Origin of the sequence: Pseudomonas sp. 15A4, from assembly GCF_016925575.1 — a bacterium.
In the GTDB taxonomy this organism is placed as follows: Bacteria; Pseudomonadota; Gammaproteobacteria; order Pseudomonadales; family Pseudomonadaceae; genus Aquipseudomonas.
In genome coordinates, this window is record NZ_CP068986.1 from 2,993,622 (window position 1) to 3,008,663 (window position 15,042).

Here is a 15,042-nt window from a genome sequence, read left to right on the forward strand (position 1 = left end):
CTCTGGTACGAAGCGGTGAAAGGGAATCGCCGCTTGTCCGCGACGCCTGCATTGCACAAAAAGCGGTGGTATTTTCCCTATACATATCGTTTTGATACTACTGGCGAAGCGGTTTGCGAAGCGGTCTAAAAGGGATTTCAGTTATGGCCACCCGTGCTCCATTGCCCAAAAACGAGCGTTCCCGGCTTTCGCGCATCACCCACATGGGGCTCATCGATGCGACGGCCGACGATGTGCTCGATCACATTGTCTCGATGGTGACCCATTATTTCGAGGTCCCCATCGCCCTCGTTTCCATCGTCAGTGAGCACCGCCAGTGGTTTCGGGCACGGGCAGGTCTTGATGAGCGCGAGACGCCCCGCGAAATCGCCTTCTGCGCGTACACCATCCTTGGCCACCAGACGTTTCAGGTCCCTGACGCGATGCTTGACCCGCGTTTCAGCGACAACCCACTGGTGACCGGCGAGCCTCACATCCGCTTCTACGCCGGCGTGCCACTGGTGACTGCCGACGGCCTGGCCCTGGGCACGCTGTGCATCATTGACAGCACACCTCGGCCGCCACTGGGCCCGCGCGACCTGGCGATGCTGGAGATGTATGGCCAGTTAGTCATGAAGCGGCTCAACAACCTGCGCCACGCCAGCTACGTCGACCAGCCCACCGGTCTGTTCAACCGCCTGCGCCTGGAAGAAGACCTCGGCGCTCTGGCGGATCGACGCAAATACGCGCTGGTCGCGCTGGACATGGTGGCGCCCGCGTTTCTCGACAGCATCGTCAAAGCGCTGGGTTACAGCTTCGCCCAGGAGCTGGTGCGCTGCATGATCGAGAACTGCCGCAGCCAGTTGCCTGCCGATACCGCGCTGTACAAGGTCAGCCCCACGCGCATCGCGCTGATCACCCGAAACGCGCGCCCGGAGCAGGCCGAGCTGCTGTTTCGGCAGTTGCTCGAGCATTTTCGGCGGCCGCTGATCTGCCGCAACATCCCCATTCAAATGGATGTCGGCATCGGCGTGCTGCCGTTGGGCCTGGACCGCTGCGATGAGCGGGACTGGATTCGGCTGGTGGTCAGCGCCGCGGACGAAGCCCGCGGCAAGTCGACGGGCTGGCGCTGGTACGAGCCCCATCTGGACTTCGCCCAGCAACGGGCCTTTCTGCTATTGGCGGCGCTGGCCGAGGCCGTCCGCAGCCAGGATCAGCTGTCGCTGGTCTATCAACCAAGGCTGGAAGTGGCGACCGGGCGCATCGTGACCGTCGAAGCGCTGTTGCGATGGCAGCACCCGGTGCTGGGGCCGATCAGTCCGGCTGAGTTCATCCCGCTGGCGGAAAAGACCGCGCTGATTCGCTCGCTCAGCCTCTGGGTGTTGAGAAAGGCCGTCACCCAGGCGGTGATCTGGCAGGCGCAGGGTTACGCTTTCAAGGTCGCAATGAACGTGTCGGCCATCGACCTTGCGAATTCATCGTTCAGCGATGCGCTGTTTGAGCATCTGTCGGTCAGCGGTCTTGATCCGAGCGGCTTCGAACTTGAATTCACCGAAAGCGCGCTGTGCGACAACCCTGAAGTGACCCGCCTGCAGCTGGAGCGCCTGCGTGGATTGAACATCGACATCGCCATCGATGACTTCGGCACCGGTTACAGCAACTGGACCTACCTGCGGCAACTGCCGGCCACCACGGTCAAGCTCGACAAGTCGCTGGTGGAAAACATCGACTGCAATGACAAGGACCGCGGCCTGGTGGAAGCCATCGTCGACCTGGCAAAGCGCCTTGGTTATCGCGTCGTCGCGGAAGGCGCGGAAACCGAAGGCGTCTACGAAATCCTCTGCGAACTGGGTTGCCACGAAGTGCAAGGCTTCCTTGTCGCGCGGCCCATGGGCGTCACCGCCCTCGAGCACTGGATGAACGTCGAGCGCAGCCGCAAGGTCCGGCAGTTGCGCTCACTGGCCCATTGAGCGTTACAGCCTGAGAAGCATCAACCGCTCAACGCTGGCGTGAGCCGCATCGCTTTCGGGCAAATCCTGCCAACCCAGCGTTAGGTACAGCTGGCGCGCCGGGTGATTGCCGGCCTCCACCGCCAGCATCAATTGCTCGGTGTCTGGCCATAACGCCTGCGTCAATTCGGGCAGCGCGCGCAGGCACTGCTTGCCCAGCCCTAACCCCTGAAACCCTTTATCAATCATCAGCGCGTGCAATGTGGTGGTGATGCGCGGGCGGTCACGTGCCCAGTCCGGCAGCAGCGACCTGCGCTTGAGTACGAAAAAGCCCCGAGGGATGTCGTCGATCAGCAGCACGAAGCCTTGCCGGTCGACGACGGGACGTGCAGTGAGCGTGTGCAAACCGCCGTGGATGTCGCCGACGTGGCGGACCTGCTCGGGGAGCAGCGCGATCTCCAGCAACTGGCGCTGCAGGGTGGGGGAGAGGGATTCGTAGCGGGTGAGCACGAAATGCATCGGTGATTCCTGGGTCTTGCGCCCTGGTGGGCTCGGGCAGGGGGAAGCCACTGGCTTGCCGGCGGTGAAAATTCAGGCCCCATTGTGCCGCATCCCGCGGTTTGTTGGCTGCGTCGTGCACACCGCGAGCGCTTGGATACGCTCAAAATCTTAATCTGAAACAAGAGGTTGTAACTTCTCGCGAGACCGGTACAATGGCGCGGCTCGCCACTGGCGAGCGTCGTTATGGTGACCCCATCGGTCCCCCCGCAACGATTACCCGTGAACCTGGTCAGAGCCGGAAGGCAGCAGCCACAGCGGGAACATTGTGTGCCGGGGTGTGGCTGGTGGGGTTGCCTCCATAACGAACCTTCTCTCCAAGTCCCTCATCTCTGCAGGGATTTCGCAGCAAAAAAATCTTCGAGTATGTCAGTGGCCAGACACCGCAATGTGGTACAGCCGTAACGCTTGCCGATGTCTTCCAATCCGCCGAACAACCACTCCAGTGCTGCCGGAAACAGGATCTAACGTCGTGCTACTGGTGCTGTCATTCGTCTGTGTAAAGGTCGCTCACAACTTCCCGGCCTGATGGCGACAGATGCACGTCGATATACTCGTCCCCGTTTCCGTCAGAGGCGTCCTTACCGAGGGCATAACCCTTGGCGATTAACTGGCGAAGTGTATGCGCATCATCCCCCTTGACCACGGCCTGTCCGGCCTGGAGGGCAAGCAGAAGCTTGATTTCGACTGATAGCAGTTTCATGGCGCGTTCCTCTGAAGAGTTGGAGATTTCATCGTACAACCTTTTTATGGAGCGTTTCTGGGACAGCCGCCATGAAGATGTCCGCAGCCTGGAATGAAGCCACTTGCAGGGACACCATTACAGCAGTCCCACGCCTGTCCGGCGTCCAGCGCACGCCACTCCCCGCTCAGGAATAACAACAATGACAACCGACACCCCATCACCCCTCCATGCAAGAACATCCGTCAAACTCGTACTCTTCGATTTGCTCACCGCCTTGCTTGACTCCTGGTCCCTGTGGAACTCAGTCGCCGGATCCGAGGAACTGGGCCGCACCTGGCGCATGACCTACCTGAAGGCGACCTACGGCTGCGGCCGCTATCGCCCTTATGACACGCTGGTCGAGGAGGCGGCGATGGAAGTCGGCTTGGGCAAACACGCAGCCGCAGAACTCGATCGGCGCTTCGGACAATTGCAGCCCTGGCCGGAAGCCAAGGCGGTCCTCGAATCCCTCAAGCCCCATTACAAGCTCGGCATCGTGACCAACTGTTCGGAGCGTCTGGGCCACATCGCCGCGGACGTGCTGGGTATCCCGTTTGACGTGGTGATTACCTCGGAGAAAGCCGGCTTTTATAAGCCCGACCCCGCACCTTATTGTCTGGCGCTGGACACCCTGGGTGTTGATGCCAGCCATGCCGTGTTTGTCGCGGGTTCGGCCTACGACCTGTTCGGCACGTCCAAGGTGGGGCTGCCGACGATCTGGCATAACCGCCTAGGTCTGTCAGCGCCCGAAGGGGCGCCGGCGCCGCTGATCACGCGGCCTACGCTGGAAACCCTGGCTGCGGATCTGGCAGCTATGACGGCAACGGAGTAACTCAATCGCCCCGGCAGCCCCAAATAAATCTGCCCTCCATTTGGATCAATACGATAGTCTTCGCACCATTGTCGATATGGACACCTGACTGGAACGCGATTGATGGCCCCTGATGACTATCTGGTAATGAGCAGCGCGGAGTGGGCGGGGCTGCGCGCCAGTACGCCATTGACGTTGTCCGAAGAAGACCTCGCCGCGTTGCGAGGGGTGAATGAGGACATCTCGCTGGAGGATGTCGCCAACATTTACCTGCCGTTGTCGCGCCTGATCAATCTGCACGTGAGCGCCGCGCGCAATCTCGACAGCATCAAGGACACCTTTCTGGGACGCCCCGCCAAACGTCAGACCTACGTGGTAGCGGTGGCGGGCAGCGTCGCCGTCGGCAAGAGCACCTTCGCCCGGGTGCTGCAGGCGCTGATGGCGCGCTGGCCGGATCATCCCCGGGTCGATCTGATCACCACCGACGGCTTTTTGCACCCCAATGCCCGGCTTGTCGCCGACGGCATCATGCACCGCAAGGGCTTTCCGGAAAGCTACGATCGCAAGCGCATGGTCAAGTTTCTTTCCGACCTTAAAGCCGGCACGCCGGAAATCAGCGCGCCGGTCTATTCCCACATCAGCTACGACATCGTCCCGGACCAGTTCTTCAAGGTCAGCCAGCCGGACATCCTGATATTCGAAGGGCTGAACGTGTTGCAGACCGAGGGCAATGACGGCCAGAAGCCGGGCAGCATCGTCTCGGACTTCTTCGATTTTTCAATCTATCTGGACGCCGAAGAAGGCGACATCGAGCGCTGGTACGTCGAGCGCTTTCTGATGCTGCAACGCACCGCGTTCCGCGCGCGAGGCGCCTACTTTCGCGAGCTGGCCGACCTGCCGCCGGAGAAATCCCCTGACGCGGCGCGCAAGATCTGGCACGACATCAACCGGCCCAACCTGCTGGAGAACATCCTGCCGACCCGCGAGCGCGCCAGCCTTGTCGTGCGTAAGGCGTCGGACCATTCGGTGAAGGAATTGTGGCTACGCTGATGGGTAAATCGATCGCGGGCGTGTCGGCGTTGTTCGCGCTGTGCCTCAGCACTGGCGCTCTGGCCGATGGCAATAAGTTGCTGCTTGAATGCCAGGACGGCATCAACAGCATGAGCGGCGCTGTGGCGCAGAACGGTGTGGGTGTTGGCCATTGCGTCGGGGTGTTGCAAGCAACGATGGACACCCTGGACCTGTTCCATGAAGCGGGCGGATTGCCCCGGCTGGTGTGCGTGCCCGAGGGCGGCATTCCGATGATTCAGTCGATGCGCATCATTGTGCAGTCGTTGCAGGCGCACCCCGAGAGTCTCCATCTGAACGAATCAGTGCTGGTCGTTGCGGCGTTGAAAAACGCGTTTCCCTGCCAGTAACCCTCGAGTTCTCAGCTAGCCTGTTGCTTGATCCAGAAGTGATTCTACGGGTCGACCTGCGCCGCCGCGTCTGCGACGGCCATCAGCAAGGATGCCGACAATGCGTGCTAACGCTCTGATTGTGCTGCTGCTCACCGGACTCGTGGCCGCCACTTACGGTTTCGGAATCTACCTTTTTGCCCAATTGGTGCCGGACATGCGTGCCAGCCTGGGCTTCGACATCGCCTATGTGGGCACCATTACCGCAGCGGGGCAGGCCGGGTTTCTCGCCAGCGCGTTACTGGCGGCATGGCTGACGCCTCGTGTTGGCGGCGGCTGGGTGATCTTCGGGTCGGGCGCCGTCTGCGCGCTGGCCTTGCTGCTTATGCCCCTGGCGCAGAACGTGGTGCTGATCGGTCTGCTGCTGACGATTCTGGCAGGCACGGCGGCGACCGTGTTCGTGCCGATGGTCGACGTGATCGCGCGCGCCGTGCCTTACAAATACCGCGGCATGGCCATGGGGTTGGTGTCGAGCGGCACCAGTTATGGGGTGTTCATCAACAGCCTGCTGGTGCCTTTTATGCGCCACAAGGCGAGTGGCGCACGGTGTGGTGGATCGTCGGGCTGATCACCGTGGTGCTGATCGCCGGGGTCTTTCTGGTATTCAAGCGCGCGCGGTTGCTTGTTCGCGAACCCGAGGACGACAGTGATGGCGCACCACGCAAAGGCGTACTGCGTGAGGCGCTACAGGGTTGGGTGTACACAGTTTGGTCGATGAATTTTCTGATCGGCTTCTCGACCTTTCCGTTTCAAAACTACCTGTCGTCCTACCTGCGCACGGAGCTGCATTTCGGTGTCGAGTACACCGCGCAGATCTGGGCCAGCATCGGCTTCGTCGGGATGTTCAGCGGCCTGGCGCTCGGCGCGCTATCGGACCGCATCGGCCTGCGTGGGGCGATGCTGATGGTGTACGTCTGCGTGGCAACGGCAGCGGTGATTCTGGTCGTCGCGCCGACCGGCTACTGGCCGCTCGTGGCAGGCGTCGTGTTCGCCGTGGCCTTCTACCCGATCTTCGGACTGATCCCGGCGTACGTGTCGAAGATGGCAAGCGGTGCGGCGCTGGCCGTGACCATCTTCGGCATCGCCAACATCATGCAGGGCGTCGGCGGCATGCTCGGCAATTACTGCGCCGGGCTGCTGGCGAGTCTGAGCGGTTCGTTCGTTGCGGTGTATGGGGTGATTGCGGGGGTCGCGGTTGTGCTGGCGGTGTTGACGGTTTGCTTGCCGAACGAGCGCGGCGGTCGGCAGGCGGCTTGATTACACATAAGATCAGCTCACCTGCCCGCGATGGTTGCGCGCCTGGCTACGCCGGAAACTGCAGCGCGTTGCTCAGATCACCCATCGGCGTCTGCCCGCGCGCGGCCATGGCGTTGTCGCGCTCGGTCAATCCTTCCAGCTTCTCCAGACCATGCACCCGCGTAATCAGACGCAGGATCGAGGCGGTGTCGTACACCGTGTGGTCGACCGTTCCTTTGCGCGCGAAGGGTGAAATCACGATCGCCGGCACCCGCGTGCCCGGTCCCCAGCGATCGCCTTTCGGCGGCGCAACGTGGTCCCACCAGCCGCCGTTTTCGTCGACCGTGATCACAATCACCATGTTCTTCCACTGCGGGCTGTTGCGCAGCACTTTGATCGCGCGATCGATGTGTCGATCCCCCGCAGCCACGTCGGCATACCCAGCGTGCATGTTGAGGTTGCCCTGGGGTTTGTAGAAGGTCACCGCCGGCAACTTGCCGGCCTCGGCGTCGGCCAGGAATTTATTGGTGTTCGACTCATCCCCCAGTCCGCCGTCACGCAAACGCTTGTGGCGTTCGCCCGGGTTCTCCGGGCCTTGCTGCTTGAAGTAATTGAACGGCTGATGGTGATACTGGAAATTCGGGATTTTCGGTATGCCGGTCGAGTCCTTGTACTCGTCCAGCGTCACCTGCCAGGCGCCGGCGTACCAGGCCCAGTCGACGTTCTTCTTCGACAGCTTGTCGCCGATGTGGTCATGGGTCTGCGGCACCAGCACGTTGGCCAGCCCCGGCTGCGAATAGTCCGGTTTTTCCTTGTCACGCAACCAGGTCGGCCAATAGGGCGGGGCCATGGTGTTGACGCCGTAGCCGTCCGGCGTCAGCGCGCTCGGGCCAAATTGTGGCGGGCCGGTCATGGCGCTGGCCGGTGATTTCTCCAGGGGTTTGAGCCGATAGTCCAGCGGATCGCTGCTCTCCAGCACGGCGATCTGCGACTTGGCCGGGGAGTTTGCCGCGTCCGGGTAGAAGGGTGCCCGGGCCGAGATCAGGTATTGATGGTTGAGGAACGAGCCGCCGAAAGCGCCCTGAAAGAAGTTGTCACAGAGCACGAACTCCCTGGCGACGTCCCACAAGCGCAGGGAATATTGGGTCTGGGCGTAGTAGCCCATGGTCAGGCCGCCGGAATCCGCCCACGCTACGAAAGCGTCGTTCTTGCCGCCGTTGATCTGCATCTGGTTTTGATAAAACACGTGCCACAGGTCGCGGGTGACGACGCTCAATGGCAGGTCTTCACCGCCCGGGCCTTTGAGGGGGAAGGGCGCGTTGGGCAGGTTGTCCTGGTACTGCACGCCTGTGGCGTAGGTCACGCCGTCGACGCTTTGCGGTCCGATCTGACACACGCCACCCCAGCACTGCGGCAGGCGGTCGAGGACCTTGCCGTCGCGGTCGCGCTGGCGATATTGGTCGGCTTTCACGGCGGAAAGCGGACGCTCGACGCCGGGGAAGTTGGCGAACAGATTATTGAAGCTGCGGTTTTCGCCGTAGATGACCACGATGGTTTTGACGTTGTCTTTCAGCGCCTGGTCCAGCGCCGGGCCGGTCAGCATCGTGTCAGCCGCTGGCTTGCCTTCAACGGCTGATTCGGCCGCGCCTACCACGCCGCTCAGGGTCGCACCTGCGCCCAGTACCGCAACGCCGCCCAGAAAGCGTCGACGGCTGCCGTCCACGGGCGCCTGGGGGCCGAAGCCTGTGCGGGATCTTCCGGTTTTTGCTCATGGCGGGGCGCTCGCAGGTCGAGTTGTTACAACATGTGTCGCCGGAGCCTAGCGAGGGAATATGACGGGATGGCTACAGTGAGATCCGACTTGAAACTTGCGGTGTTGCGCATGACGCCTTCCCGGCTAAAGCCGGTCCCACATAGGAAGTCGCAGCCGGTCCCATTGAGTGCGCGCGATCTAGTTAGTGGGACCGGCTTTAGCCGGGAAGAGGCCAGTGGGAATGCCATCATGCTTACGGTGTGTCACATGACGCCTTCCCGGCAAAAGCCGGTCCCACAATATGAAAACGGCGCAGGCTCAATACGGGTCTGCTGTATTCCCCGAATGCGCCTGATACCGCTCGGCGATCCGCTCGATCTCCCCGGACATCTTCATCCTCAGCAGCGTGCGCATGATGCGTTGCGCCGGTACGCTCGGGTCGTTGCGGGCGACGCATCCCACCGGCTGCTCATCGATGACCCAGACGGCCTTGAGTTTCACGTCGGCTTTCCGGTCGCGGTTGTACCAGTCCAGCGACCACTGGGTGTCCACGGCGTAACGGTAGCGGTGGGCCGAAAGCTTGGGCAGCACCTGCTCCTGCAGCCTGGCGTCTTCGCGGATCAGGTCGCGGGTGGCGAACAGCGGGTCCAGCACCGGATAGGCATAGCCCAGCACGGTGCCGATGTGGTCTCCGAGAATCGCGCTCAACTGAAAAGGCGCGGTGTCGTAGGCGCTGGCGACCAGCACGTTGCGCTGGGTCAGCAGTGGCAGGCTCCAGGTGTAGTCGCCCGACATGTCCGGCAACCAGGATTGCGCGGCGTAACAGCGCACATCGACTTCACCGCGCTCGGTAGCCGCCTGCACACGCAGGCGCGCGCGGTACTGGGCGTTCTGGCCGATCTGTCGGGCCAGGCTCTCCATGATTTCGAAAAGGATGCCGGCCTCGGGTCCGTTGGGGCCCACCTGCATCAGCGGCATCGACCAGCTGTCGGCCACGGCAAAACGCAGCGGCGGACCGTCTGCAGCCGCAGACGCGCTCAACAGCCCCATGGCACTCATCATCCACACTCGCATCCGGATCCCTCGAAATAACAGCGCGACGATCAAGGCCTGCTGTCGCTTCGCGACGTCCGGTCAGGGTTCCCGTGGTGGAGACCTTACTTAGGACCGTTTTGCGGAGCCAGGCCAGCCATCATAAAGCGAAAGCAGCGGACATCAGATGCAATTTTGCCCCTGCTCCGCTAGCATTGGCGGTCTTCCGCAACCCAGTCGCGACGGTTTTCAATGAGTTATCAGGTTCTTGCACGTAAATGGCGTCCGCGCTCGTTCCGCGAAATGGTCGGCCAGACCCATGTGCTCAAGGCCTTGATCAACGCGCTGGACAGTCAGCGCTTGCACCACGCCTATTTATTCACCGGCACGCGGGGGTCGGCAAGACCACCATCGCGCGGATCATCGCCAAGTGCCTTAATTGTGAAACCGGTATCACTTCAACGCCCTGCGGCGAATGCTCGGTGTGCCGCGAGATCGACGAAGGCCGGTTTGTCGACCTGATCGAGATCGACGCCGCCAGCCGCACCAAGGTCGAAGACACCCGCGAGCTGCTCGACAACGTGCAATACGCGCCCAGTCGCGGCCGCTTCAAGGTCTACCTGATCGACGAAGTGCACATGCTCTCCAGCCACTCGTTCAATGCGTTGCTCAAAACGCTGGAAGAGCCGCCGCCTTACGTCAAGTTCATCCTGGCGACCACCGATCCGCAGAAGCTGCCCGCAACCATTCTGTCGCGCTGCCTGCAGTTCTCCCTGAAAAACATGACGCCCGAGCGTGTGGTCGAGCACTTGACCCACGTTCTTGGCGTGGAAAACGTTCCGTTCGAAGACGACGCGCTGTGGCTGCTGGGTCGCGCGGCCGATGGCTCAATGCGTGACGCCATGAGCCTGACCGATCAGGCAATTGCTTTCGGCGAAGGCAAAGTGTTGGCCGCCGACGTGCGCGCCATGCTCGGCACGCTGGACCACGGCCAGGTGTTCGACGTGCTCGCAGCGCTGATCGAAGGCGATGCCCGCTCGTTGCTCGAAGCCGTGCGTCACCTGGCCGAGCAGGGCCCGGACTGGAGCGGCGTGCTCTCGGAGATTCTCAACGTGTTGCACCGGGTCGCCATCGCCCAGGCGCTGCCTGAAGGGGTCGATAACGGCCACGGCGATCGGGACCGCGTACTGGCGCTGGCCCAGTCATTGCCCGCCGAAGACGTCCAGTTCTATTACCAGATGGGCCTGATCGGGCGCCGCGATCTGCCGCTGGCGCCGGACCCCCGTGGCGGCTTCGAGATGGTGCTGCTGCGCATGCTGGCGTTCCGGCCCGCAGACGCCGACAACGCGCCGACGCAACCGTTAAAGTCAGTGGGGATCAACCCGGCCACGGTTGATTCCCGGACAGCGGTGGCGCGTTCAGCATCCGCAGCACCCCATCCTGTCACCGCCCCGTCGCCAGCGCCGGTTAGCGACAAGCCTGCCCCAGTGGCCGCGCCTGACGTTCAACCTGCGAAGGCAGAGGCCGAGGAAGAGATCGATCTGCCCTGGAACGAGCCGAAGGCCGCGCCGCCAGCCCAAGCTGCCGAGCCCGAGCCCGAGCCCGAGCTTGAACCAGAGCCGTCTTCGCAGCCTGCTTCCGAATCCGTCGTCGAGATTCCCGAGCCCGTCCTCGACACCGTCGCCGAGCAGCCGGATCTGACGCCCATGCCGGCGCCGGTCCCCGCGAGCCCTGTTCCTGAAGCGCCTGAAGTCGAGTCGTCAGAGCAACGGCAAGCCGCTGCCGACGCGGTGACGCCGCAGATGATCGAGCATGTGCCCGACGCGACGCCGTACGTGCCTGCGCCTATGGAGCGCGACGACGAGCCGCCGCCCGATGACGACTACATAGAACCGGACATCGACATCGATCCGGCGTCGTTCGCCTATCTCGATGACCTGGCCCACGAAGCCGTCGAAGCGGTGGAGAAGGAGCCCGAGCTGTTGCCGGCCGCCAAGCCTGCCACCGGGCTTGCAGCGGAGTGGCTTGAGCTGTTCCCGAAACTGCCGATCTCCGGCATGACCGGCAGCATCGCCGCCAATTGCACGCTGATTTCAGTGGAGGGCGACAACTGGCTGCTGCACCTGGATCCGGCCCACAGCGCGCTGTTCAACTCGACCCAGCAGCGCCGATTGAATGACGCGCTGAACCAATACCATGAACGCACCCTCAACCTGAGTATCGAACTGATCAAGCCCGAGCAGGAAACCCCGGCTCAGGCAGCGGCGCGTCGGCGTGCCGATCGGCAGAAGCAGGCCGAGGCGGCGATCCACGGCGATCCGTTCATCCAGCAGATGATGCAGCAGTTCGGTGCGTCGATTCGCGATGACACTATTGTTCCGGTGGATGCGCCGACCCAGGCTTAAGATCACGCCCGATGATTCCCGGGGGCGCTAAGCTGATAGGGCGCCCCTTATTGTTCAACGACTTTCTATCCAATGACTTCCGAGGAGTAACTCCCATGATGAAAGGTGGCATGGCAGGCCTGATGAAGCAGGCTCAGCAGATGCAGGAAAAAATGGCCAAGATGCAGGAAGAGCTGGCCAACGCTGAAGTGACCGGCCAGTCTGGCGCCGGTCTGGTCAGCGTGGTCATGACCGGGCGTCATGACGTCAAGCGCGTCAGCCTGGACGACAGCCTGATGCAGGAAGAGAAGGAAATTCTCGAAGACCTGATCGCCGCAGCCGTCAACGACGCTGTGCGCAAGATCGAAGCGGCCAGCCAGGAAAAGACCGCCAGCATGACCGCCGGCATGCAACTGCCGCCGGGCATGAAGATGCCGTTCTGATCGGACCGCTGTAGCGACACCCGAATGCCAGGCCCTCGCGCCTGGCATTTTTGTTTGCGGACGGCACCAAGACCGCCCGCATTACGCGTGTCATATGGAATCCCACATTCGACCGAACCCGTCCCGCCGCCCACGGTCTGCTTTCTATAAACTCGCAACCCTTCATCATGGAGCCCAATCCGATGACGCAAGAATTGATCCTCAACCAGCGTGTGGTCCTGGCATCCCGTCCCCAGGGCGCACCGACCCCGGAAAACTTCCGACTTGAGCGCGAGGCGCTGCCTGACTTGCAAGACGGCCAGGTGCAATTGCGCACGCTCTATCTGTCCCTCGACCCCTACATGCGCGGTCGCATGAGCGACGCCCCGTCCTACGCGGCACCGGTAGAGATCGACGCGGTCATGGAAGGCGGTGCGGTCAGCGTGGTCGAGCAGTCGCGCAACCCGAAGTTCAAGGAAGGCGATCTTGTCGTGGGCCAAACCGGCTGGCAGACCCACAGCATTTCCGACGGCAGCAACCTGTTGATGGCGCCGAAGGATCTGCCCAGCCCGTCCATGGCAGTGGGCGTGCTTGGCATGCCGGGCATCACCGGTTACATGGGCTTGATGGACATCGGCAAGCCGAAAGCGGGCGAGACCCTGGTCGTCGCGGCAGCCTCCGGGGCGGTCGGCTCGGTGGTCGGCCAAGTGGCCAAGCTCAATGGCCTGCGGGTGGTGGGCGTTGCCGGTGGCGAGGACAAATGCCGTTATGTGGTCGACGAGCTGGGCTTTGACGCTTGCATCGACCACCGCAGCGACGACTTCGCCGAGCAGTTGAAGGCGGCCGTTCCGGACGGCATCGACATCTATTTCGAGCTGGTCGGCGGCAAGGTATTGGAATCGGTCATACCGCTGCTCAATGAGCGTGCGCGGGTGCCTCTGTGCGGCCTGATCGCCCATTACAACGCCCAGAGCGAGCCAGAAGGGGCGAATCGGCTGCCGCTGCTGATGCGCACGCTGCTGACCAAGCGCGCGAAGATTCAGGGCTTCATCGTCTACGAGGAGTACTACCACCGTCTGGACGAGTTCATGCAGGCTATGATTCCGCTGGTGAAAGACGGCAAGGTGAAGTTCCGCGAAGACGTGGTGGAAGGCCTGGAGAACGCGCCGGATGCGTTCATTGGCCTGCTCGACGGCAAGAACTTTGGCAAGCTGGTGGTCAAGGTCTCATGACCCTGATTTGACGGTAATCGGAGGCGCGGGTATAAACCGCGTCTCGTGTTTTTGTCGGACGTTTCTCCAATGAGCTTCAGCCCCCTGATTCGCCAGTTGATCGACTCCCTGCGCATCCTGCCTGGCGTCGGTCAGAAAACCGCCCAGCGCATGGCGTTGCAGCTGCTGGAGCGCGATCGCAGTGGTGGCTCGCGTCTGTCCCAGGCGCTGCGTCAGGCGATGGAAGGCGTTGGTCACTGCAAACAATGCCGCACCCTCACAGAAGAAGAACTCTGCCCGCAATGCTCGGACGTCCGGCGCGACGACACGCTGCTCTGCGTGGTCGAGGGCCCGATGGACGTGTATGCGGTGGAGCAGACGGGGTACCGCGGGCGCTACTTCGTGCTCAAGGGCCACCTGTCGCCGCTGGATGGTCTGGGGCCTGAAGCCATTGGCATCCCGCAACTGGTCGCGCGGATCGAAGAGCAGGGCTCGTTCACCGAAGTCATCCTCGCCACCAACCCGACGGTCGAAGGCGAAGCCACGGCGCACTACATTGCCCAGCTACTGACCAACAAAGGCCTGGTCACCTCGCGCATTGCCCACGGCGTGCCGCTGGGTGGCGAGCTGGAACTGGTCGACGGCGGCACGCTGGCGCACTCGTTCGCAGGGCGCAAGCCGATTCAGTTGTAGGCATGTTCCCTGTCTTCAATACGCGCCGCTGTCTTGCGGCGAATGCAGGACCTGTAGGAGCGAGCTTGCTCGCGAAGGTGGCCTTCCTACCGCTAGATATCTGGCGGCGGTACCGGCCTCTTCGTGAGCAAGCTCACTCCCACAATATCGTGTTCGCTCAGGAGCAGCAGTGTCAGCTGGCCTGACGTCTGGTGCTGTGATCAGACGTCGTCCGCGGGTGGCTTCTTACTTATCTGTCAACGCAAACTGGGTCAAACAGAACGTCGGGATTTCCATGTCGCGCAGGCGTTGTGAACCGCCCAGCTCAGGCAGGTCGATGATCGCAGCGGCTTCGTGAACCTTGGCGCCCATGCGGCGGATCAGGTTGGCGGCGGCGACCAGGGTCCCGCCGGTGGCGATCAGGTCATCGAACATCACCACAGAATCCCCGTCGCACAAGCTGTCAGCGTGGACTTCCAGCAGCGCTTCGCCGTATTCGGTCTGATAGGCCTCGGCCAGCACGTCCGCCGGCAATTTCCCCTGTTTGCGAAACAGCACCAGCGGTTTGTTCAGTTCGTAGGCCACAATCGAGCCGATGAGAAACCCGCGCGCGTCCATGGCGCCGACGTGAGTGAACTCGGCATCGATGTACCGCTGGATGAAGCTGTCGATGACCAGGCGCAGGGCCTTGGGTGACTGGAACAGCGGGGTGATGTCACGGAAAATCACGCCGGGCTTGGGGAAGTCCACCACAGGGCGGATGAGGGATTTGATGCTGACTTCGTCGAAAATCATAAGGATCTCGGGCAGGACATGACTCAAAAGACGCCAGTCTAAGCCCGCCCGGGCCATGA

At 62.2% G+C, this 15,042-nt stretch carries 15 protein-coding genes and 1 other RNA gene; 11 read left to right on the forward strand and 5 right to left on the reverse strand.

Features of this window, described 5'->3' with window-relative positions:
* The first annotated feature begins 143 nt into the window (after positions 1 to 143).
* Positions 144 to 1,949, forward strand: coding sequence for an EAL domain-containing protein (locus JN403_RS13475; protein WP_205482759.1), 1,806 nt, complete (start codon positions 144 to 146; stop codon positions 1,947 to 1,949).
* A gap of 3 nt (positions 1,950 to 1,952) precedes the next feature.
* Here the strand turns inward: JN403_RS13475 and JN403_RS13480 are convergent, their stop codons facing one another.
* Complete coding sequence (locus tag JN403_RS13480; protein WP_205482761.1) at positions 1,953 to 2,447, reverse strand: GNAT family N-acetyltransferase; 495 nt, start codon at positions 2,445 to 2,447, stop codon at positions 1,953 to 1,955.
* Between the two features lie 235 nt (positions 2,448 to 2,682).
* On the opposite strand from JN403_RS13480, the gene ffs reads away from it, so the two are divergent.
* An RNA gene (gene ffs / locus JN403_RS13485) (signal recognition particle sRNA small type) lies at positions 2,683 to 2,779 on the forward strand.
* 194 nt (positions 2,780 to 2,973) lie between these two features.
* On the opposite strand, the gene JN403_RS13490 is transcribed toward ffs, so the two are convergent.
* On the reverse strand, positions 2,974 to 3,189 hold the full coding sequence (locus JN403_RS13490; protein WP_205482763.1) for a hypothetical protein: 216 nt from the start codon (positions 3,187 to 3,189) through the stop codon (positions 2,974 to 2,976).
* Between the two features lie 181 nt (positions 3,190 to 3,370).
* Between JN403_RS13490 and JN403_RS13495 the strand changes: the two genes are divergently transcribed.
* The 5 genes from JN403_RS13495 to JN403_RS25785 all read left to right on the forward strand — a co-directional run bounded on the left by JN403_RS13495 (position 3,371) and on the right by JN403_RS25785 (position 6,735).
* Positions 3,371 to 4,042 (forward strand): HAD-IA family hydrolase, encoded by a 672-nt coding sequence (locus tag JN403_RS13495; RefSeq protein WP_205482765.1) that lies wholly within the window; start codon positions 3,371 to 3,373, stop codon positions 4,040 to 4,042.
* A 102-nt stretch (positions 4,043 to 4,144) separates the two neighbouring features.
* The gene (coaA, locus tag JN403_RS13500; protein WP_205482767.1) at positions 4,145 to 5,071 is read left to right on the forward strand and encodes a type I pantothenate kinase; all 927 of its coding nucleotides are present in this window, start codon (positions 4,145 to 4,147) and stop codon (positions 5,069 to 5,071) included.
* The gene (locus JN403_RS13505; RefSeq protein ID WP_205482769.1) at positions 5,071 to 5,439 is read left to right on the forward strand and encodes a Rap1a/Tai family immunity protein; all 369 of its coding nucleotides are present in this window, start codon (positions 5,071 to 5,073) and stop codon (positions 5,437 to 5,439) included. The genes coaA and JN403_RS13505 overlap by 1 nt, the downstream gene beginning before the upstream one ends.
* 100 nt (positions 5,440 to 5,539) lie before the next feature.
* Positions 5,540 to 6,046, forward strand: coding sequence for an MFS transporter (locus JN403_RS25780; RefSeq protein WP_205482771.1), 507 nt, complete (start codon positions 5,540 to 5,542; stop codon positions 6,044 to 6,046).
* Positions 6,025 to 6,735, forward strand: a complete 711-nt coding sequence (locus tag JN403_RS25785; RefSeq protein ID WP_205482773.1) for an MFS transporter — start codon at positions 6,025 to 6,027, stop codon at positions 6,733 to 6,735. The genes JN403_RS25780 and JN403_RS25785 overlap by 22 nt, the downstream gene beginning before the upstream one ends.
* A gap of 46 nt (positions 6,736 to 6,781) precedes the next feature.
* Here JN403_RS25785 and acpA read toward each other — a convergent pair whose 3' ends face one another.
* Positions 6,782 to 8,437 (reverse strand): acid phosphatase, encoded by a 1,656-nt coding sequence (gene acpA / locus JN403_RS13520; RefSeq protein WP_205482774.1) that lies wholly within the window; start codon positions 8,435 to 8,437, stop codon positions 6,782 to 6,784.
* Between the two features lie 348 nt (positions 8,438 to 8,785).
* Positions 8,786 to 9,541, reverse strand: coding sequence for a transporter substrate-binding domain-containing protein (locus JN403_RS13525; RefSeq protein ID WP_205482775.1), 756 nt, complete (start codon positions 9,539 to 9,541; stop codon positions 8,786 to 8,788).
* A 236-nt stretch (positions 9,542 to 9,777) separates the two neighbouring features.
* Between JN403_RS13525 and dnaX the strand changes: the two genes are divergently transcribed.
* From dnaX to recR, 4 genes are all read left to right on the forward strand, one after another.
* Positions 9,778 to 11,904 (forward strand): DNA polymerase III subunit gamma/tau, encoded by a 2,127-nt coding sequence (gene dnaX / locus JN403_RS13530; protein ID WP_240356551.1) that lies wholly within the window; start codon positions 9,778 to 9,780, stop codon positions 11,902 to 11,904.
* A 95-nt stretch (positions 11,905 to 11,999) separates the two neighbouring features.
* Positions 12,000 to 12,326: a YbaB/EbfC family nucleoid-associated protein gene (locus JN403_RS13535; protein ID WP_065988699.1), complete on the forward strand. Its 327-nt coding sequence runs from the start codon at positions 12,000 to 12,002 to the stop codon at positions 12,324 to 12,326.
* Between the two features lie 182 nt (positions 12,327 to 12,508).
* The gene (locus tag JN403_RS13540) at positions 12,509 to 13,537 is read left to right on the forward strand and encodes an NADP-dependent oxidoreductase (protein ID WP_205482776.1); all 1,029 of its coding nucleotides are present in this window, start codon (positions 12,509 to 12,511) and stop codon (positions 13,535 to 13,537) included.
* A gap of 69 nt (positions 13,538 to 13,606) precedes the next feature.
* The gene (recR, locus tag JN403_RS13545; protein WP_205482777.1) at positions 13,607 to 14,209 is read left to right on the forward strand and encodes a recombination mediator RecR; all 603 of its coding nucleotides are present in this window, start codon (positions 13,607 to 13,609) and stop codon (positions 14,207 to 14,209) included.
* A 225-nt stretch (positions 14,210 to 14,434) separates the two neighbouring features.
* Here recR and JN403_RS13550 read toward each other — a convergent pair whose 3' ends face one another.
* A complete protein-coding gene (locus JN403_RS13550; RefSeq protein ID WP_122622664.1) occupies positions 14,435 to 14,983 on the reverse strand; it encodes an adenine phosphoribosyltransferase in 549 nt (182 codons plus the stop codon).
* Between the last annotated feature and the right edge of the window lie 59 nt (positions 14,984 to 15,042).

What these genes read in the sequence shown, in the direction of transcription:
- JN403_RS13475 (WP_205482759.1), top strand. Translation starts at nt 144, where the DNA reads ATGGCCACCCGTGCTCCATTGCCCAAAAACGAGCGTTCCCGGCTTTCG.
- JN403_RS13480 (WP_205482761.1), bottom strand. Translation starts at nt 2,447, where the DNA reads ATGCATTTCGTGCTCACCCGCTACGAATCCCTCTCCCCCACCCTGCAG.
- JN403_RS13490 (WP_205482763.1), bottom strand. Translation starts at nt 3,189, where the DNA reads ATGAAACTGCTATCAGTCGAAATCAAGCTTCTGCTTGCCCTCCAGGCC.
- JN403_RS13495 (WP_205482765.1), top strand. Translation starts at nt 3,371, where the DNA reads ATGACAACCGACACCCCATCACCCCTCCATGCAAGAACATCCGTCAAA.
- coaA (WP_205482767.1), top strand. Translation starts at nt 4,145, where the DNA reads ATGGCCCCTGATGACTATCTGGTAATGAGCAGCGCGGAGTGGGCGGGG.
- JN403_RS13505 (WP_205482769.1), top strand. Translation starts at nt 5,071, where the DNA reads ATGGGTAAATCGATCGCGGGCGTGTCGGCGTTGTTCGCGCTGTGCCTC.
- JN403_RS25780 (WP_205482771.1), top strand. Translation starts at nt 5,540, where the DNA reads ATGCGTGCTAACGCTCTGATTGTGCTGCTGCTCACCGGACTCGTGGCC.
- JN403_RS13525 (WP_205482775.1), bottom strand. Translation starts at nt 9,541, where the DNA reads ATGCGAGTGTGGATGATGAGTGCCATGGGGCTGTTGAGCGCGTCTGCG.
- dnaX (WP_240356551.1), top strand. Translation starts at nt 9,778, where the DNA reads ATGGCGTCCGCGCTCGTTCCGCGAAATGGTCGGCCAGACCCATGTGCT.
- JN403_RS13535 (WP_065988699.1), top strand. Translation starts at nt 12,000, where the DNA reads ATGATGAAAGGTGGCATGGCAGGCCTGATGAAGCAGGCTCAGCAGATG.
- JN403_RS13540 (WP_205482776.1), top strand. Translation starts at nt 12,509, where the DNA reads ATGACGCAAGAATTGATCCTCAACCAGCGTGTGGTCCTGGCATCCCGT.
- recR (WP_205482777.1), top strand. Translation starts at nt 13,607, where the DNA reads ATGAGCTTCAGCCCCCTGATTCGCCAGTTGATCGACTCCCTGCGCATC.
- JN403_RS13550 (WP_122622664.1), bottom strand. Translation starts at nt 14,983, where the DNA reads ATGATTTTCGACGAAGTCAGCATCAAATCCCTCATCCGCCCTGTGGTG.